Consider the following 19,052-nt stretch of genomic DNA (forward strand, 5'->3'; position numbering starts at 1 on the left):
ATTTGCCTAACATCAACCATGACAGACGAAGTAAACGAGTTCTAAAAAGGCAACGGTATTGATCTTGAAATAGCGGTCAAAGGGCTATCTTTTTTCATTGACAGCCCGGAGGCTCATATGTGTTAACATAATGGATAAAAGTCATGCCACTGTCGTTTGTTTAAGTGCACGGGTCGGCAGCATATCGGATAATGGGTTTGGTGGCTGGTATGGATATCGCGCTTCTAAGGCTGCACTTAATATGCTGGTTAAAACCGCGTCCATTGAATACAAGCGCCGAGTGAAAAATGCGATGCTGGTGTGTTATCACCCAGGTACAGTAGACACCGAATTGTCAAAACCATTTCAGAAAAACGTAGCAGAGAAGAAACTGTTCACGCCAGCCTTTACAGCCGATCAGCTATTTACCCACGTATCTAGGCTAGATCGCGACCAACCTTGCCATTTTATAGACTGGGACGGTGAAGTGGTAACTTGGTAATACGCTTTGTTACTATTTCGTTGAGTCCAACATCAAGACTTTTAATTACACTGCTGTTACCATACTTTCTTGGGTATGGTGCAGCGTATTGATTGGCCTATAGAGTCTACAATACTCTTAATGGTCAGAACTACTGGGCGTTGATGCCGTTGCGAGTCATTTCAAAACATACCATCCTAATAAACATAACAATAACTCAACAAGAGGAAGGGATATGAGCGGGGCCAGAGAACAGTTCGGATCGCGCATAGGTTTTATTTTGGCAGCTGCAGGCTCTGCAGTTGGTATTGGTAATTTGGTTGGCTTTCCAGTAGGGGCAGCAAAAAATGGCGGGGGCGCATTTCTATTAATGTATGCCATATTCGTTTTTGCCATTTGCTTACCTGTGATGATGGCTGAAATGTCAGTGGGTCGTCATGCTAAAAAAGATCCATTGGGCGCCTACAGCGCAATTAGCAATAACAGTACAAAATGGAAGCTTGCAGGGTGGCTAGCCATTGCTACCCCATTTATGATTGCCGTGTTTTATATGGTGATAACCGTATGGATTTTCGGTTATTTATACGAAGCCGTTAGCGGTAACCTAGATCAGTTGGCCAATCCCGACACGTTTGGGATATTCATCAATTCGCCTTCTATTTTTGCGTACATGGCAGTGGTTGTTGGCGTGGTCTATTTAATACTGCAAGGTGGTGTTAAAGAAGGGATTGAAAAAGCAGCGAAGCTGCTGATGCCAGCGTTGTTCGTTATGCTTATTGGCTTGGTGATTTTTGTACTCACTCAAGACAATGCGATGGAGGGCGTTAAGTTTTACATCGTGCCTGATTTTTCTAAATTGAACGCATCGGTGATAAACGGCGCGTTAGCACAAGCCTTCTTTTCACTATCATTAGGTATGGGTATTCTCATTACTTATGGTAGCTACATAGACAAAAAGGCAGACGTACCTAATTCGGCAAAACTTGTTGCTTTAATGGATACAGCCGTTGCGTTTACCGCAGGCTTAATGATTTTACCTGCTATATTCTCTTTCAATCCTGAGATAAACCCAGCAGACTTAAGTGAATCGTCGGTAGGCATGATATTTACTTATCTACCGAGCATTTTCTTGGCATTACAAGAGTCTATCGGTTATTTAGGCGCATCTGTAGTGGCCAGTTTATTCTTCTTGTTAGTGTTTTTTGCTGCAATTACCTCATTGGTCTCTATCTTTGAAGTACCCGTTGCTGCATTAATGGATGAGAAAGGGGTAAGTCGTAAGTGGGCTCTTACATCGCTAGGCAGCATAATGATTGTGTTGGCCATATTGAGCGCGCTGTCGTTTGGTAAAATAGATGTATTAACCTCGTTTGCTCATTACGCAGGCGCAGATAAATCGTTCTTCGACGTTATCTTAGATGTCTTCTACGAAACCATTCTGCCGCTTAACGGACTGTTAATTTGTCTGTTCGTTACCTACCGCTGGAAAACAGCAAACTTTAATGCCTCTTTAGAAGAAGGCAGCGATAACTACAGAGGAAGTTGGTTTGAGAAATACGTCGACATTTCACTTAAAACCTTCATTCCGGTTATTTTGCTCGTTATTTTTGTTAACACGGTAGCGGTGAAGTACTTTAATTTTAGTCTGTTCGGTTAAACGCCACAGGTTATCCATACCTTTACGCCCTCAAAAGTGTCAACGCTTTAGCGGGTAAGCCGATTAAAAAATAAAATTTACATCAAAAAAAGGGGGGAGCAGTTGCTACCCCCTTTTTAATTTATCGGTCCCGTCCTGAAATACGTTGACAGGTTTTAGCACGACTTAGTCGTATTAAACGCCAGTGCTTCATCAATACATATCGTCTGGGTTTGCATAGGCTGGTGTAATATCAAGGGCCTGCCAGCTTGCATTAGCGTCTATTACTTTGCCTATCGCCTCAGATTCGGTATCAGAAAATAGTGGCAAAGGCAGGTTTAATGCTGATGCAGCGCGAGAATAATATTCACCGCGTTTAGGGTGAAGTGCGCTACACAAGTGCAGTGTGCAATTGTGCGGAGGTGTTTTAATAACCGCAAGCAACCCGCTAACGACATCAGCAACGTGTACCAAGTTGATTCGCTTATTACCTGCGGGTAACTCGCGACCGCTCAGTGAGCGTGCAGGGTGACGGTCTGGGCCTACTAAGCCTGCTAAGCGAAGCACGGTGTAATTCACCTTAGATGACAGCGAGGCAAGATGTTCTTCAATGGCTACGTGTGCTTTCGCCGATGCAGTTTCAGGCTTAGTCGTGCTGGTTTCCGTGAGGGTCTCGTTAGTACTGTCACCATACACCGATGTGGTGCTTACAAAAATAATATGCGCCACGTTTGCCGCAACCGCATCGTTAATAAGGGCAATAACCTGCTGAGTGAAGCCGTCTAGCTGAGTGCTACGCCTACCCGGTGGAATGTTAATAATAAAGGTTGCGTCCTGCATGTGTTGGCATAGTTGTGAAGTGTCATCGCCAAGTGCAAACTTAATGCCTGTAATATTGTGCTCAGACATGTGCACCAACTTGTCGTCACTTCTGGTAGTGCCCACCACATGTGCGTCTATAGGACTATTGCTGCTTAATAACGCATTGCCTAAATAACCTGCCATCCAGCCGTAACCGGTAATCACTATTTTTTTCTGCATTTGTCACGTGTCCTTCATGCCTATCATTACGATGTTTGTATTTTAGCCCTAGCGTTTAAGCCCTAGCACTTAAGCTAAAGTGGTAAAACTAAAGTGCTAAAGCCCTTAGTCTATGTATTGTCTGTATTTTGGCTATGAGTATATCAGGCAAAGAACGACTTACTCTATGCGCAGTGTTTAAACCTATTGGCGTAAAAGCAAAAAAGCCGAACCTATGTCTTATAAGTTCGGCTTTGTCGGTGAGCGGTGCCGTTATTTCACTAACTTTTCGTGTCAGGGTAGATATTACCTATGTTTGACATGGGCATAAACTCAGAAAAAGGCGTGGATAAGCCTACATTTTCATCTCACTGTGACTGTCTAAATCGATAAGGTTTAGCTCATCAAGTCCGGCAATAGAGGCTTGCATCTTAGACTCTGCATAGTCCGCTTTTTTAAGAACGTTACAAAGTGCTTCCCCTTTTTCTTCTAATGAGGCAGCTTTCGCCTCTAAGCGATATTCCAAATCTTCGCCAAAGCGTTCCATTTTCTGTTCAAACTCAGACATATCGCCTCCTTCCCACAGCATTTGTGTACCAAGGGCAATAAGAATTCGGCCCATTGATTCACTGATTAACGACTCTATTTGCGATTCAAACTCTGCCTCCCAGCTTTCGTCAAACCAACCAGGCTCGTCAAACTGTGTTGAATCGATACGTATGTTGCCTGCATCATCGTAGAACGAGCGAGCTAGTTTCTGATCGAGAGAATCAAATAGTGCTTGAAAGTCGCTATCTAAACCACTGCCCCCACCAAGTAGCTCACCAAATACTTCGGTAACCGCTACACTGGCAACCTCTAACCCTTCACTAGCGATAGTCAGTGTCATAGGGATAGCAGTGTCGATATTATTGTAATAGTCGTTAACGTAAACTTGCTGCTCTTTATTAAGCGCTACCGACTCGCCATTTATTGACAGATCCCGATTTGGATTGATGCTGAGTGTTGACCCATTTTCCATCTCTACAGTGAGATTGCCTTGATAGTACTTAATCTGACCATCTAGCTCGATATCGCAACTATTGTCATGGGCCATAGCTTGGCCACTCACTAGTGCTGCGGCGACAGCAGTTGAAAGTAAAAACGTATTCGACATTGTAAATTCCCTAATCGTGACGTAACGAAAATTAAACTGTGTATGGGTGAGCAAACGCTATATTGAGATAAATGGTCGATACGATAGCGAATCTAACTTGCATCTACTCTTTTATATCTCTTGCGTTGTCTCTTCTTAAATCTATTTATCTTTGTTTATGGTTATAGACTTAGCAATGCCGATGCCATTTATTTAAAGCTCATAATTTCAATGACTTATGGGTTTAAGTTTTTTAGAGTTTAATGTGCTCCGTAATTTTTTGGCCAAAAAAATAATAAAATAGCTATTTTGACTAAGATCAATCTTGTAGACAAAGTACAAAATTAAACCTCATTGTAATATGTTCAATAGGGTTTAATTCATGCATAATACGGCCAATTAAATTAAGGGGTTAACACAATGGCTGATTGGACTAATGCAATTATGTTCGGTGTTGCGCTAATTGCCTTTACGCTTGGGCTTAGCAGCATCATTATGGGCTTTATTTCAGCGAAAGCAGGTGCTGAAGGTATGCAAGAAAAAGTTGAGTATGGCTTTTTCGGCGTTACTGGTTTAGTCATCTTCTTTTTGATGAGTTATGCACTAGCTTAACAATATGTAAATACAAAAAAACCGGCATTATGCCGGTTTTTTTATCTCAACCTTTTGCCCACCACTCACTCGTAGGTTTATTGAGGCCCCTTATTTGTTAACGCGCTTAAGTGCCCATCTCGTTGGTAAGCTCTTAAATCAAAGGGCTCAAGCATGGCCATAACGTGGTCAAAAATGTCAGCCTGTACTTTTTCGTAATCCACCCATTCTTGTCTTGCGCTAAAGCAATAAATCTCCAGTGGCAATCCGAGCTCTGTAGGCGGCAACTGTCTTACCATTAGGGTGAGTTCTTGATGAATGTGAGGGTGCTTTCTCAAGTAAGCCTCTAAATATGCGCGAAAGGTTCCAATGTTAGTCAATCGTCGACTGTTCAGTAAGTCAGACTCATCAATTGAGTAGTCTCTATGGTAAGCCTGCAGTTCGTTTTTCTTTTTCTCAATATAATCATTGATATAGCGAATTTTGGAAAAACGCTCTAACATTTCATTATCGCAAAGCTTTATCGAATGCACATCTAAGTGGATGGCGCGTTTAATTCTGCGTCCGCCAGACTCTTGCATACCACGCCAGTTTTTTACCGCTTCTGTGGTTAAGCTGTAAGTGGGTAAGGTAGAGATAGTTTTATCCCAATTTTGAACCTTAACGTTGGTGAGTCCTATTTCTTTTATTTCACCGTCAACTTCATACTTTTGCATGGATATCCAGTCGCCCGTATTGAACATACGATTAGCTGCAATTTGAATTCCGGCGACAAAACCCAAAATGGTATCTCTGAATATTAAAAGAAGTACGGCGGCTATAGCGGTTAGGCCTGACACAATAAGTAAAGGACTTCTGTCTACAATCAGCGATATACAAAGCAGTATAGTAACGATAGCGAACCCAAGCTTTGTTACCTGAATAAAGCCTGTGATCGGCGCTCGTCTAGCGAGTGCTGAGGAGTTATATACATATTCCACGGTACTCAAAAGGGCATAAAGCGCGAGAAGTCCACTGTACAGCATGTAAAGCTGCGAACTTTTCACCATTAGGCCGAAGAGAACAGCATCTTTGTCAATAAGTAGTGGCGTGGTTACGTAAATAAATAACGCTGGAAACAAGTGCATCAAACGCCTAAAAAAGCCGTACTCCTGCAGCGCGTTATCCCAAACATTGTTCGATCTATATACTAAGCGCGCTATTTGCGGCCTGATTAACAAGCGAGCAAAAACGTAGATAATCACAGCGGATAGTAGAATGCAGCCACCTGCAAGTACGTTATAAAGTGGTTCACCCGTTGTGAGGTTAGGAAAAATATCGTGTACTAGATGTACAAAAGTATCGCGAACAGAGGTAGTCACTTCCATCAATCAAGACTCCAAAAGGTTTTTGATACGTGAGTCTTTATTTTTCCATAGGTCGTTCAACCAGCTTTGGAAATAAAGACGAAATTCTGATTCATTGCGTGTTGAATGCTGCTGTAATTCCGGAACCGACACTACGTTGACGTCAATGACTATCTTCGTCATTGTGCCGCAGAGCATGGCCATCATGGGATGCTTTTTATTGTGAGGGTATAGCAAAGAAATATCTAAAACGTTAGTAAATAGTTCACCCATGGCGGCTAAAGTAAAAGAAACGCCTCCTGCTTTTGCCGGCAATAAATGTGTATAGGGGCTTTTCTTTAACGCATGTTTCTGTGGTGTAAACCGAGTGCCTTCAACAAAGTTAATAACGGTGGTAGGTACGGTTCTAAATTTTTCACAGTAGGCTTTGGTTGTTTCTAAATCTTTACCTTTCTTATGCGGATTTTTCTCAATGTACGCGCGAGTATATCGGCGCATAAAAGGCATATCTAACGCCCATGCCCCTAAACCCACAAAAGGCAGCCATATGAGTTCTTTTTTCAAAAAGAACTTGGGTGCTGGAATACGTTTGGTGGCAAATTCAATGAGCAAAATTATATCGAGATAGCTTAGGTGGTTAGCAATGATTAAATACCACCTGTCTTTAGCAAGTTCGCCATGCACCGCATATTCAATGTCGATGTTGTTAAAAAGGCGGATAAGTAAAACGCTAAGACGACCAAAGCTAAACATAAGACCATGCATCACACTATTCCATAGCGTTCTAACCTTGCCATTAGGGAGTAGTAGCTTTACTAGCCCTAACGCGATGATAAGACCACCCCAAAAGGCTAAATTGAGTAATTGCAGGGTGATATGAACCACAAAGGTAATGGGAGCGAGAATGTTACGGATCATAAAGGCTTCTGCGTTGCGTTTAATTCTTCTAATAGGTTGTCTTTTGCTTGCCAGCGTTCATTAAGCCACGCTTGAAAGCGCACTCGAACCTGAGGGTCATCGAAGTAAGTGTCTTGGAATATGCCGCTGTCCATAATTTCTTGAATAGGCATAACGCTAATATTGACGCGAATATCGCGCACTCTACCGCTCACAAAGTCCCAAAATGTGGGTACGCCACCAGGATAGTCGATAGTGACATCTATGAGTTTGTGCAGTTGCTCTCCCATAGCAGAAAGTACAAATGCGATACCGCCAGCCTTTGGCTTTAACAAATGCGTAAACGGCGATGCCTGTCTTTCGTGTTTTGATTGCGTGAAACGCGTACCCTCTACGAAATTCATAATACTCACAGGCTTAGAGCGAAATTTTTCGCACGCTTTGCGAGTAGTTTCCATGTCCTTACCTTTTAAGTGAGGGTGCTTAGCCAAAAATGACTTTGTATATCTGCGCATAAATGGAAAATCGAGGGCCCACCATGCCAAGCCTAAAATAGGCACATAAATAAGTTCTTTTTTGAGGAAGAACTTTAAAAATGGAATTTTGCGGTTGAAAACCCGTTGAAGAACAAGAATATCTACCCACGACTGGTGATTTGCAGTGACCAAATACCAGTCGTTCTTGGTAAGTTGCTCTAAGCCTTTTACGTGAAAGGTAGTGCCGCTACTTATACGCTGATTTATATTATTAACGCCAATCCATGCTGTTGCACAGGTATCGAGAAGATACGAGATAAAGCGTCGCCACTGCGCCACTGGAATAAGTTTAAATACCGATAATACGATAATAGGCGTAGCCCAAATTACCGTATTAACAAAATAGAAAATAACAGAAATCGTGCCGACAATATGATGCAATAGTGCTTTAACCATTGTACTTACCTCAAAATTTAGGCGCTTAGTGTAAACGAACTTGATCTAAAATCCGATAGAGCCTTTACTGATTCGTCAATAAAGGTACAAAAATCATGAATAAAGGAGCGGTAATGAAGCTTATCAGCGAAAACAGAGCATTTGGAGGCACCCACCTTCGTTATAGTCATCCGTCAGAGTCTACGAATTGCGAAATGACGTTCGCCATATTTTTACCGCCATTCGCCAGTAAAGAAAAACCAGTACCTGTGCTGTATTGGCTATCGGGGCTAACGTGTACTGATCAGAATTTTATGCAAAAAGCGGGCGCTATGAAGTTGGCGAGTGAACTTGGTATGGCGATTGTCGCGCCAGATACTTCTCCTCGCGGAGAAGGTGTTCCCGACGATGAAAATGGTTCCTATGATTTTGGACTAGGAGCTGGCTTTTATCTCGACGCCACACAAGCTCCGTGGGATAAAAACTACAACATGTATTCTTACATTACCGATGAGCTTCCAGCCCTGGTTGAGAGTAATTTTCCGGTAACGAAAGAGCGTGCACTTAGCGGTCATTCAATGGGCGGACATGGCGCCCTCGTTATCGGTATGCGAAACCCTAATCGGTTTGTTTCAGTGTCAGCATTTAGTCCTGTGGCAAATCCTACTGAGTGCGAATGGGGTAAAAAAGCATTTAGCCATTACCTTGGTGAGGATATCGAGCAGTGGAAAGCATACGATTCAGCCTTGTTGCTAGCAAGTAAGACCCACAGTATTCCATTGCTAGTAGAGCAAGGGACAAGTGATGAGTTCATGCAAGAGCAGCTTAAGCCTCAAGCCTTAGTGCACGGTGCTCAGCAATCTGACACACAGCTTACGCTCAATATGCACGAAGGGTACGACCACAGTTATTTCTTTATTGCGTCTTTCATTGAAGATCACCTTGAGTTTCACGCGGGTCACTTAGGTTTAATCTAAAGCTACTTAAAAGGCGTCGGCTTTTCTCCGGCGTCTTCTTATTTTTTCACCGATCCTAACTATCGTTAATTTGTTGTATTCTCATGGTGTTCCTCAGGATAATTAAACCAACGTCTATATCCAGAAACAACCGATGGTTTTATCCTCCATCTAGCCTATCTTTTATAATCTCTATGAGTATGTCGACTTCTTCATAACCTGCAACAGTATGCTTCGTTATATCAACCTTAAGACGCTCTAAGACTCTTTTGTTGCTTAGCAAAGCCTGTTTTATGTAGGTCATAGTTTTCTCCTTTGCGATGGCCGCGATTTCGTCCGCTAGCATCATTGCGGTGGCTCTCATAATGTCGTAATCCTGCGCATCCATGTAATCTTGGCCGTAAAGTGCATCTACAACTGCAGGAATTTTGCTGTAGTGTTTTATTACATAATAGATATCAATAGCGTCTTTTCCCTGATACTCGATACCAAAGTCCACATCTTTCGTACCGCGCTCAATTGCGGCGTTATAGCCGTGAACCAGATAATATCCCGTGCAGTAGCCCCTACAATTAGCAACGGAACGCTTAGCTCTGCGGCAATACCATGGATTTGGCTTTATACCTCGACAAGCCCTTTGGGCAGCTTTTCTGATACATCAAACGAGATAGTCACGGTAAATCCTTTTTGCGGTATCAATATTGCGAAGGTCATCGCTGTTGAGTAGTTCAGCATAGACTAATAGTGGAGCGACACAGCTAGGCAATGCGCCTTTAATTTTTTCAAGCACTACAGGCGGCTCTACAATTTTTAGTATATTAACGCCTGTCTCTTCAGCACGTAGTCGGCGTAGCCTGAACGTTTTTAATAGGGCTTTATGTGCTTCAGCATCAGCATATATCTGGTATGTTTTGGGGGTAAGGTAATGTGTGTAGGCATCGGCGGCGACTTCTCCGCCCCAGAGTGCTCCGTACTTATCTAGCGGTGCGTTACGAAGCTGCTCAATATCCTGAGGAACATATAGCCTTTGCTCCAGTTTTGCTTCCATGTTGTGTGGATAAGCATCTAGCCATTTCGTTAGGAGCAGATCTTTTTCGTTGAGGACGACCCCCTTTATCCCTTTGTCGAGAATAAATGTGAGTTGCTTAAGGTCATCTAAAACTTGTTTTACCGTACCTACAGCAATTTCAGCTTGCTCCGCAAGTACCCGCATTGGCTGATTAACAAGTTCAGGCTTCAATAACAGCATCATGATCAGTTTCATGCCTTTAGGTTGAAACGCCTTTCCTGTTAGCTTTCGCGCGTGTTGTATTTGATGCTCTTGAGGTGGTTTCTTGCCTCTGATATCAATATAAAAGGGAGGTATGTTGAGGTGCGCGTTGCCCGCCATATCGAGATAATCGATTCGTAACTCCCGACAAAGCTCGGCAATATTTGCAATAACAAGACAAGGTGATTGTAAGTGCAAGCCAGGGCCGAGGCGAGCGTGCTACGATAGCTGGTCGAAACACACTCCTATAGCATTCCCCCCTTAACAGCCTTTTTTCTTCCTTTCTGAGCGATTAAAACATTATTACCTCAATTCAATGACTCTTCTTAAGCGTATCTTAAGTTTCGCTTGTTAGAGTTTTCCGGTCGAAAATAGAATTTGTTTGATCTTGGGGCTTTGACAGAGGGCTACATGCGAATTTCAGTTGTAATACCAGCGAAAAACGAAGAAGAAAATTTAAAACCGTTAATTGAGGAAATTTATAGAGCGTTAACAGATGTAGCAAACTTCGAAGTCATCTATGTCGATGATGGAAGTACGGATAAGACATTTGAGAATTTGCTTTATCTGAAAGCGAGTGGCTTTGACAGAGTTAATGTACTACGGCATAAGCACTCGGTGGGACAAAGTACAGCTATTTGGACAGGGGTGAGCCATGCTGATGGAGAACTTGTAGTAACACTTGATGCCGATGGGCAGAATGATCCCTCTGATATACCAAACCTCTTGACTATGGCCTCTCAATTTCCGTTAGGGAGTCACTTTTGCATTGCTGGTCACCGTAAAAACAGAAAGGATACAGCTTGGAAAAGATTTCAGTCAAAACTAGCAAATTCGGTAAGAAGTAAATTTCTTAATGATGATACACATGACACCGGATGTGGGTTGAAGGTCTTTCCAAAACAAACATTCCTCGAATTACCCTATTTTGATCATATGCATCGTTTTCTGCCAGCACTGATCCGGCGACAAGGTGGGATCATTAAAGTTGTTGACGTGAATCACAGAGACAGGCGATTCGGAAAATCAAAATATAATATGTTAGGGCGGCTTGGGGTCGGACTAATTGATATGGCAGGAGTTTATTGGCTTCAGAAACGTAATAAACTTAATGATGTCGTCTTAGAAAATGAAGAGAGTATCTAATTGAATTCCAGTCTCCTTCGTTTCTTCATTATGGTACTTACCATTCTGTTTTTTAGTCATTTGATTTCGCTCTCTCCCTCATTTGACGCATTTAATCAGGAGTGGATAGACAAGCATACCCGTAATAATGGAGTGACAGGGATAGCCAAATTTTTAGCCGTCTCAGTATTTTTACTTTCTATCGGACTTCCACGTCAGTTAGTCGCATTTATGGGGGGGTATGCCTTTGGATTTGCTGAGGGTGTCATCTATTCAACATTAGCAGCTACCCTCAGCTGTGCAACATTAATGGCAGTGTCCCGATATTTCGCTAGACCGATTATTATTCAACACTTTGAAATGCGGGTGCGCAAGTTAGACCACTTTCTACTTCGTTCTCCCTTTCTTAAGTCCGTTATCATTAGACTGTTGCCAGTAGGGAATAACCTACTCACAAACATTTTTGCTGGCGTTTCAAAGATTCCACGACGCTCTTTTATTCTTGGGTCTACTATTGGCTACATCCCTCAAATGGCTGTTTTTGTATTGATGGGTAAGGGTGTATTAGTCAACTCAGAGCTTAACATAATCATAAGCGCCCTATTATTTGGGATTTCAAGCTTGCTAAGCGCATATCTTTTTAAGGTTTATCGTCGTCAGTATAATGACGATAAAACTCTTCGTTCACTCACAAAAAGCAGCATATGTAGCAATGAATCAGACGAGCTTAGCCATTAAACATAAGAACAAGCACTCAAATTATACTTTCTGGCTTTTTGTACTTGCTAGCGTGTTGATATTTATCGGGCTTGGGTTAAGAGATCCCTGGCCTGCTGACGAACCTCGTTTTGCACAAGTTGCAAAAGAAATGGTTGAAACAGGTCAGTGGTTCTTTCCAGCCAGAGCGGAAGAGTTTTATCCTGATAAACCACCTGTGTTTATGTGGTCTATCGCTTTTTTCTTTGCGCTACTCGGGTCAATTAAGATTGCCTTTCTGCTCCCATCTGCTTTATGCAGCCTACTCACACTTTTTTTGGTGTATGACATCTCAAAACGACTGTGGAGTACAAAAGAAGCACTGATCGCAACGTCACTTCTTTTATTGAGTTTTCAATTTTTGCTTCAAGCCAAGTCTGCACAAATAGACGCAATGGTTTGCTGCTGGATAACAATCGGATGCTATGGTCTTCTGCGCTTTTTCTTAGTTGACAGGCAATGGCGTTGGTATTACCTCGCGTTTTTCTTCATGGGAATTGGCGTCATCACAAAAGGGGTCGGATTTTTATCAGCCCTGATGCTGATACCATACTTGATACATCGACGCGTTTGGCCTCAGCGGGACATAACTAAGAAGCAAACCAAAAACTCCGTATTACCGTGGATAATGGGTGCAGTGGTGATGTTACTGGCTATATCACTATGGTTTGTACCTATGTTGATATTGGTCGAAAATAGCCACGATCCATCACTTGCTCTATACAGAGATAACATTCTTTTCAGACAAACGGTCACTCGATATGCTGATTCCTGGCATCACATAAAGCCGTTCTGGTATTACCTCGTTGAGGTTATTCCATTATTCTGGCTGCCAATTAGCATCGCTCTTCCATGGCTCATCCCATTTTGGTATCGCGCAATTAAAAAAGGTGATGCCCGCATACTCTTACCGTTGGGTTGGATTGTACTTGTCCTGCTTTTCTTCAGTGTAAGTCCTGGCAAACGGGGGGTGTACATATTACCCGCATTGCCGATGCTGGCACTGATCTCTGCGCCCTACTTTGATTCAGTTGTTAATAAAAAAGTATTTTCCTGGCTTTTGTGGGGTGTTGTATTTTTACTATCAGTAGGCTTATTGGGGTCTGGTTTTTCCGGCATAGTAGAAGCATCATTCGCCCTAAAATTAGAAGAAAAGTTCGGGCTTTCTCCGTGGATGTTTTTTCTAGTAACGGGGGTACTGACGTGTCTGGTTACTGTGATTACTTCTAGAGGGGAGCACTGGAAAGCCTGGCCCTATTTCTTGTGTACTCTTTGGGGCATGTACGCTACTTGGGGTTACACTTTACTTGAAGATGTAAAAACCCCTAAAAGCGTATTTGAAAATATTGAAACAGAAATTGGTAAACATGATGCAACTATTGCACTTGTTGATTTGTCTGAACAGTTTATTCTCTTCTCGCCTTATCCCATCATTCACTTTGGTCATCATACCCCTGTTGATCAGCAATTGTCTGCCGCCTACCAGTGGCTGGAGAAGACTGACAAGGGAAGGTATATCCTCGTCGATGAAAAACACGTACGCAACGATTGTTTTAAAAAAGAAATGGTAACGTCTGTAGGATATGCACATCGCGTCCACTGGGTACTATTATCGCAAGAGGCATTAACCGAAAAGTGTCCACTTACGAAAACGACGACTGAGATCTTTAGTTATATCCCAGACAGGCCCGTTACGTGAGGAATGAATATTTTCATACAATTAAAAAATAATGCGAAAATTTTCATTCCACAGTTTTTCTTAAGCGTTATTTAAGTTTTGACAGGTAACTTGTGTGCTAAGAAGTACACGAGAACCTTATTGTGAAATTTCCAAGAACACTAAATTTTAATCCTACATCAGCTCAGTTCATTTTACTTTCTTCATTATTTATCGCAGCAATATTCAACGCACCATTTTTGTCTGCTATTTATGAAGTTGTAGCCCCTGTAACATTGAATGAGTGGATATTTTTTCTCTCTGTACCGCTCTTGCTAACCTTTTTGAATGTTATTTTTTTAAGTCTTTTTGGTGCTTTATTTTTGCCTCGCATCACAGTTGCAATTACCTTCCTTGTCAGTTCTCTTCTACTTTACGGCACCTTGGCTTATGGTGTAATTTTCGATAAGAGCATGATACAGAATGTAATCGAAACAAATTCTGGTGAAGCCTTTTCTTATCTAAATTCAACACTTGTTGTATTCTTCTCTTTGTTGGGGTTAATCCCTGTATTTGCGATTTTCAACCTAGAAATAAATGGGAAGCTCAAGGCGCGAATTAAGCACCTTCTAATACTGAACTTATTAGCTTTACTGGGTATTGCAATTATAGCCACGTTCCTTTTCAAGAGTTATGCAGCTGTCGGCAGAAATAACAAAGACCTAACGAAGTATATTATTCCCTACGCCTTTTATGATTCAGGGTACAAATACCTTAGGGACACTTACTTTTATCCGCCTTTACCCTACAAAGTGTTAGACAAGCGTCCCTACGTAAAAGGGAATACTGATATACATCCATCTACTACTGTATTAGTGGTTGGCGAAACGGCCAGAGCGGACAAGTTTTCAAGCAACGGCTATTCGAGGCGTACTACGCCTAATATCCAGAATGCAGGTGCAATCAGTTTTAGCAAGGTAACATCTTGCGGTACTGCTACCGCCGTTTCCGTGCCATGTATGTTCTCAAGGCTCACACGAGAAAATTATAATTCGCGTATTGCAGACAGTCAGGACAATGTTTTAGACATCATTCATCGTGCAGGTGTTAACGTTACCTGGATTGACAATAACAGTAGCTGTAAAGGCGTATGCAAGAGGGTAAATACCATAGACTTCAACCCGTCCAGAGATCCAAAGTTGTGCGATGGAGATTATTGTTATGATGAGGTACTTGTTGACCTTTTAAGAGAAACTCTTTCAACGCCATCTAAAGAAAATAGAGTGATAGTCTTGCATATGATTGGCTCACACGGGCCTACATATTACCGGAGATACCCAAAGAAATTTACTAAGTTCGTGCCTGATTGCCCTAGAAGTGATATTCAAAATTGTGAAGAGGCAGAACTGACAAATACGTACGATAATACTATTGCATACACAGACTACGTGCTAGGCCAGATTATTGAACAACTCTCCACTATTCCTAATTCGTCGATGTTTTATTTATCGGATCATGGTGAGTCATTGGGAGAGAAAGGGCTTTATTTGCACGGTTTCCCTTATAATTTAGCGCCTTTTGAGCAAACGCATGTGCCAATGGTTTATTGGGCCTCCAAGTTTAGCCAGCCTCAATACAGTGATTGCGTAAATTCGTTATCCAGTCATCCTTATTCGCAGGACAACCTTTTTGACACATTGCTTGGTCTTTCTAATGTACAGAGTAGCACCTACCAACCCACTCAGGATATTTTACAAAAATGCGAATCATAGACGAAACCACATCAGAAATGTATTTCGACCCCAAAGCTAAACCAAAGGGCATGTTGCGTATTGTATTAGCAATGAAAAACTCAGTAAGAGCTATAACTTGGCTTGTTAAAAACGAGTCAGCGTTCCGGCAAGAATTTATCTTACTTGTCTTAGCAGCGGTAGTGCTTGCTCTTTGGTCAATTTCTTATATGGAAAAGGCGATTTTGCTTTCCTCCGTACTCTTCATTCTGTTCGCTGAAATTGTTAATACTGCAATTGAGGTCACTATTGACCGTATTGGAAAAGAGATTCACCCACTGTCAGGCTTAGCGAAAGATTTAGGCTCAGCGGGTGTTTTCGTGGCTATCGCAATTTCATCATTGTTATGGATAGGAACACTGTGTAGGTATTTTTGATTCGAACATGTTGGCACCACAATATGGTAACGCTCAGGTATGAGTCAAACTTTCCAACACGTTCATATTGCTAAAAGCATTAAATCCCTATAATTCACAAACTTTAAAATGGGAAGTTAAAGTGTGTTTTAACTATGGGACTTATTACAAATATCACTAGATGCAGTAATCCGCTAATTGAACGTAACTACCTAAAAGCTCGCAGCAAGCCAACGGCTGCTTCACACAGAGCAGCCCAATAGTCTCAATGGCTCCTTGAGACGTAAACACGCCACAATACATTCAAGTCGCGGTGTCCTGTGACCCGCGCTGTCTCTTCGACTGAATAACCCATCTCAATCAGTCGACTTGCGCCTTCACGCCGCAGGTCGTGATAGCGAAGATCGGGGATATTTAGCTTTTGTCGTGTTCGCCGAAAGCCAGATGTTATCGAGCGGGCATTAAAAGGAAATATGCGCTCGTCAGTCTGGGGCTGTCTTAATACGATACCAAGCGCATCACCGAGAAGTGGTAGAATGCAGTGGTTGCCGATGCTGCCGTTTGGGTTTTTTCTATCTCTCACCAAAATTGTTTTTTGCTTAATATCTAAATCTCGCCATTTTAGTTTGCATACTTCGCTTATCCGGCAACAAGTGAGTATCGATATGAGAAACAAGTCGTGGTATGGAATTAGACAGCAGTGATGCTGTTGTTTCAATTTAAGTGCATCTAAGAGTATTTCAAACTCATTTTCTTCTAATCTACGCTCTCTTTCGTTACTTCGCGTCTAGGTATTTTTGAATAAGTTCACCGACTGTACAATCAACTAATCCCATCTCAATATCAATGAGTTGTCGTTCAACTTTATGAACCATGTTTTTGGCCCATTTACTGGCGGATGATTTACTGTGAAAGGTTTTTGATGTTGAAAAAGTCACTATTCCAGACTCTTTATTTCTAACCCTCGCACAGTAAACAGTTTGATTTTTCCTAACTCTCTTTGAAATGCTATAATGCGCCATCAAAATTCCTTAATAAAAAAGCAGTTCCCCCGAAAGAGTGAAAATAAGGAATTGAAGGGACCGAATTCAGAAAATCAAGTACACCACACTTGGTCTTTACTCAAGAAATTAGATATTATCAATATAAAACAAAGGCTTAAATTGAATACCACCGTTCAAACTCTCGATCGCCGTTTCTCTGTCGCTCCAATGCTGGATTGGACAGACAGACACTGTCGCTATTTCTTACGATTGTTCTCAAAGCACACTCTGCTGTATACCGAAATGGTAACGACGGGGGCTATAATCTTTGGAAAGGGAGACTACCTTGGTTTTAATACCGAGGAGCATCCTCTAGCGCTGCAGCTTGGAGGGAGCGATCCAACTGACATGGCACGATGCGCGGTATTGGCTCAAGAGCGTGGGTACGACGAAGTGAATATTAATGTAGGCTGCCCTAGCGACAGAGTAAAAAACGGCAGTTTCGGTGCGTGTTTGATGGCACAGCCTGATGTGGTGGCCGATTGTGTAAAAGCCATGCAAGCCGAGGTTGATATCCCAGTAACGGTGAAATGTCGTATTGGTATAGATGATATGGATGAGGACGAAGATTTTGCTCGCTTTATCGATATTGTGGCTGGGGCTGGTTGCGATACTTTTATTGTTCATGCAAGAAAAGCATGGCTTCAGGGGTTAAGCCCTAAAGAAAATCGTGAAATTCCGCCGTTAAACTATCCGCGAGTCCATCGCATAAAAGAAACCCACCCTGAATTATCAATAAGCATTAATGGTGGTGTGAAAACCTTAGCCGATACCAAAACACAGTTGGAAAGTGTAGATGGTGTGATGATTGGCAGGGAAGTGTATGCAAACCCGTATATTATGGCTAACGTAGACACTGAAATATTTGGTGATGCACAGGCAAAAAGTATTTCACGCCGCGAGGCCGTGTTTAAAATGCAGCAATATATTGAGAGCCACATTGAGCGCAAAGAAGATGCGTACTTCAAACCGTGGCACGTAGCGCGCCATATGCTTGGTTTATTTCAGGGGCAAGCTGGTGGTCGTATCTGGCGTCGTTATTTAAGCCAAAACGGTACCGGAAAGTCTCCTGATCCTCATTTGCTGATGAATGCGTTGAGTGCCGTAGAGGCAGCACAACGAGAATTGGACGAATACAATAGCCAAAGAGATAGTCAAAGCAGTGGTCAAAAAAGCTAACAGGTTAGTGCCTTTGACTAAAGTTTAATATTCGCTCAATAAGGGTTTCGCGCTAGCTTAACGTTAAAATTTTATTTTAAGTTTAAAATTCAGTCATTTAAGCTTTATTTAAGAAGTTGGCACACCTCTCGCTATATGTCTTATATCGCAACGACAACGTGTTGTTGTACCGACAAGACTTTCGAGGGAAATTATGAAAACTTCACTAATTGCAGCAACTTTACTTTCAGCAAGCATGGTAAGCGGTGTAGCAAACGCGCAAGAATCTGTACTCAACTCTTTGCTACAAAACATGGTAACTACCGCAGTGTCGATGACAGCAAGTGAGCTATCTGCTGATGTATATCAGTCAGTGGCAAATACGTCTTACCATTTTGAATTAGACGGTACAAATACGAAGAGTACAGGTAGCGTAAGCGTTACCGATATTGCGTCTACTAAGAAAGAGTCCGGCGTTACCGATACTTTCGAAAAAGTTAGCGATGAAAACGATGCTGAATAAGTTATAGCAACGATATAAAGTTACGAATTTTTAAAAAGCGCCTATTGGCGCTTTTTTTCGTTTTTGCTTCAGTATCTTAAGGCTTGCATACAAGAGAACAATAAACATTCGGGCCCACATCATAAATACGATATCAGTGCCCGTTACCTACACCTTATATCTACAACCACACCTTATATCTACAACCATACCTACAAACACCACTAATACCTTTACTAGGCCCTTTTCTTCGGCCTTTTCACACAACACACGCATTAGCTCATTAGCTCGTCAGCTGAGTCTACATCTAACGTTTGTTCTCACACTGAGTTCACATACACATATTATTTTTTACTGCTTACTTCACATCTAGGAGCAAAAAACGGTATTTAACAGAGTGTGGCGAAATTAACAAAGTGAATGGTGAAAAAGACTAAATTATC

General features: G+C 42.0%; 19 protein-coding genes and 1 pseudogene. 11 read left to right on the forward strand and 9 right to left on the reverse strand.

Annotation, left to right across the window (positions count from 1 at the left end; translation table 11 throughout):
- Positions 1-121: 121 nt before the first annotated feature.
- Together O9X84_RS17950 and O9X84_RS17955 are read left to right on the forward strand one after the other, a co-directional pair.
- Positions 122-481, forward strand: a pseudogene (locus tag O9X84_RS17950) (SDR family NAD(P)-dependent oxidoreductase); the annotation flags it as partial.
- A gap of 214 nt (positions 482-695) precedes the next feature.
- On the forward strand, positions 696-2,117 hold the full coding sequence (locus O9X84_RS17955) for a sodium-dependent transporter (RefSeq protein ID WP_269521053.1): 1,422 nt from the start codon (positions 696-698) through the stop codon (positions 2,115-2,117).
- Positions 2,118-2,309: 192 nt separating this feature from the next.
- Here O9X84_RS17955 and O9X84_RS17960 read toward each other — a convergent pair whose 3' ends face one another.
- Both O9X84_RS17960 and O9X84_RS17965 read right to left on the reverse strand, forming a co-directional pair.
- A complete protein-coding gene (locus O9X84_RS17960) occupies positions 2,310-3,137 on the reverse strand; it encodes an NAD(P)H-binding protein (RefSeq protein ID WP_269521054.1) in 828 nt (275 codons plus the stop codon).
- 334 nt (positions 3,138-3,471) lie between these two features.
- Positions 3,472-4,272 (reverse strand): DUF2884 family protein, encoded by an 801-nt coding sequence (locus tag O9X84_RS17965; protein ID WP_269521055.1) that lies wholly within the window; start codon positions 4,270-4,272, stop codon positions 3,472-3,474.
- A 399-nt stretch (positions 4,273-4,671) separates the two neighbouring features.
- Here O9X84_RS17965 and O9X84_RS17970 point away from each other — a divergent pair, with 399 nt between their 5' ends.
- Positions 4,672-4,863: a hypothetical protein gene (locus tag O9X84_RS17970; RefSeq protein ID WP_163107367.1), complete on the forward strand. Its 192-nt coding sequence runs from the start codon at positions 4,672-4,674 to the stop codon at positions 4,861-4,863.
- 77 nt (positions 4,864-4,940) lie between these two features.
- Here the strand turns inward: O9X84_RS17970 and O9X84_RS17975 are convergent, their stop codons facing one another.
- From O9X84_RS17975 to O9X84_RS17985, 3 genes are read right to left on the reverse strand one after another with little or no spacing between them, the layout of a single operon-like run.
- Positions 4,941-6,209, reverse strand: coding sequence for a mechanosensitive ion channel family protein (locus O9X84_RS17975; protein ID WP_269521056.1), 1,269 nt, complete (start codon positions 6,207-6,209; stop codon positions 4,941-4,943).
- A gap of 3 nt (positions 6,210-6,212) precedes the next feature.
- Positions 6,213-7,106, reverse strand: a complete 894-nt coding sequence (locus O9X84_RS17980) for an acyltransferase (RefSeq protein ID WP_269521057.1) — start codon at positions 7,104-7,106, stop codon at positions 6,213-6,215.
- On the reverse strand, positions 7,103-8,017 hold the full coding sequence (locus O9X84_RS17985) for an acyltransferase (protein ID WP_269521058.1): 915 nt from the start codon (positions 8,015-8,017) through the stop codon (positions 7,103-7,105). The genes O9X84_RS17980 and O9X84_RS17985 overlap by 4 nt, the downstream gene beginning before the upstream one ends.
- A 113-nt stretch (positions 8,018-8,130) precedes the next feature.
- Between O9X84_RS17985 and fghA the strand changes: the two genes are divergently transcribed.
- A complete protein-coding gene (gene fghA / locus O9X84_RS17990) occupies positions 8,131-8,973 on the forward strand; it encodes an S-formylglutathione hydrolase (protein ID WP_269521059.1) in 843 nt (280 codons plus the stop codon).
- A gap of 139 nt (positions 8,974-9,112) precedes the next feature.
- Here the strand turns inward: fghA and O9X84_RS17995 are convergent, their stop codons facing one another.
- Together O9X84_RS17995 and O9X84_RS18000 are read right to left on the reverse strand one after the other, a co-directional pair.
- A complete protein-coding gene (locus O9X84_RS17995) occupies positions 9,113-9,451 on the reverse strand; it encodes a hypothetical protein (protein ID WP_269521060.1) in 339 nt (112 codons plus the stop codon).
- Between the two features lie 159 nt (positions 9,452-9,610).
- Complete coding sequence (locus tag O9X84_RS18000; RefSeq protein WP_269521061.1) at positions 9,611-10,420, reverse strand: type IV toxin-antitoxin system AbiEi family antitoxin; 810 nt, start codon at positions 10,418-10,420, stop codon at positions 9,611-9,613.
- Positions 10,421-10,633: 213 nt separating this feature from the next.
- On the opposite strand from O9X84_RS18000, the gene O9X84_RS18005 reads away from it, so the two are divergent.
- The 5 genes from O9X84_RS18005 (at position 10,634) to O9X84_RS18025 (ending at position 15,927) form a co-directional block, all read left to right on the forward strand.
- A complete protein-coding gene (locus O9X84_RS18005; protein ID WP_269521062.1) occupies positions 10,634-11,368 on the forward strand; it encodes a glycosyltransferase in 735 nt (244 codons plus the stop codon).
- Positions 11,369-12,085, forward strand: coding sequence for a TVP38/TMEM64 family protein (locus O9X84_RS18010; protein ID WP_269521063.1), 717 nt, complete (start codon positions 11,369-11,371; stop codon positions 12,083-12,085).
- On the forward strand, positions 12,060-13,802 hold the full coding sequence (locus O9X84_RS18015) for an ArnT family glycosyltransferase (protein ID WP_269521064.1): 1,743 nt from the start codon (positions 12,060-12,062) through the stop codon (positions 13,800-13,802). Before O9X84_RS18010 ends, O9X84_RS18015 begins: the two co-directional genes overlap by 26 nt.
- Before the next feature lie 122 nt (positions 13,803-13,924).
- A complete protein-coding gene (locus O9X84_RS18020; RefSeq protein ID WP_269521065.1) occupies positions 13,925-15,532 on the forward strand; it encodes a phosphoethanolamine transferase in 1,608 nt (535 codons plus the stop codon).
- Positions 15,520-15,927 carry a diacylglycerol kinase gene (locus O9X84_RS18025; protein ID WP_032095355.1) on the forward strand — a complete coding sequence of 136 codons (408 nt, stop codon included), beginning with the start codon at positions 15,520-15,522 and terminating at the stop codon, positions 15,925-15,927. Before O9X84_RS18020 ends, O9X84_RS18025 begins: the two co-directional genes overlap by 13 nt.
- 244 nt (positions 15,928-16,171) lie before the next feature.
- Here O9X84_RS18025 and O9X84_RS18030 read toward each other — a convergent pair whose 3' ends face one another.
- Positions 16,172-16,624, reverse strand: coding sequence for a tyrosine-type recombinase/integrase (locus tag O9X84_RS18030; protein WP_269521066.1), 453 nt, complete (start codon positions 16,622-16,624; stop codon positions 16,172-16,174).
- A gap of 58 nt (positions 16,625-16,682) precedes the next feature.
- Positions 16,683-16,844: a hypothetical protein gene (locus tag O9X84_RS18035; RefSeq protein ID WP_269521067.1), complete on the reverse strand. Its 162-nt coding sequence runs from the start codon at positions 16,842-16,844 to the stop codon at positions 16,683-16,685.
- Between the two features lie 273 nt (positions 16,845-17,117).
- Here O9X84_RS18035 and dusA point away from each other — a divergent pair, with 273 nt between their 5' ends.
- Positions 17,118-18,128, forward strand: coding sequence for a tRNA dihydrouridine(20/20a) synthase DusA (gene dusA, locus O9X84_RS18040; protein ID WP_442864564.1), 1,011 nt, complete (start codon positions 17,118-17,120; stop codon positions 18,126-18,128).
- A 193-nt stretch (positions 18,129-18,321) separates the two neighbouring features.
- Positions 18,322-18,630, forward strand: coding sequence for a hypothetical protein (locus O9X84_RS18045; RefSeq protein WP_269521069.1), 309 nt, complete (start codon positions 18,322-18,324; stop codon positions 18,628-18,630).
- Positions 18,631-19,052: the final 422 nt, after the last annotated feature.

Origin of the sequence: Alteromonas sp. BMJM2 (assembly GCF_027257845.1) — a bacterium.
Taxonomy (GTDB): Bacteria; Pseudomonadota; Gammaproteobacteria; order Enterobacterales; family Alteromonadaceae; genus Alteromonas.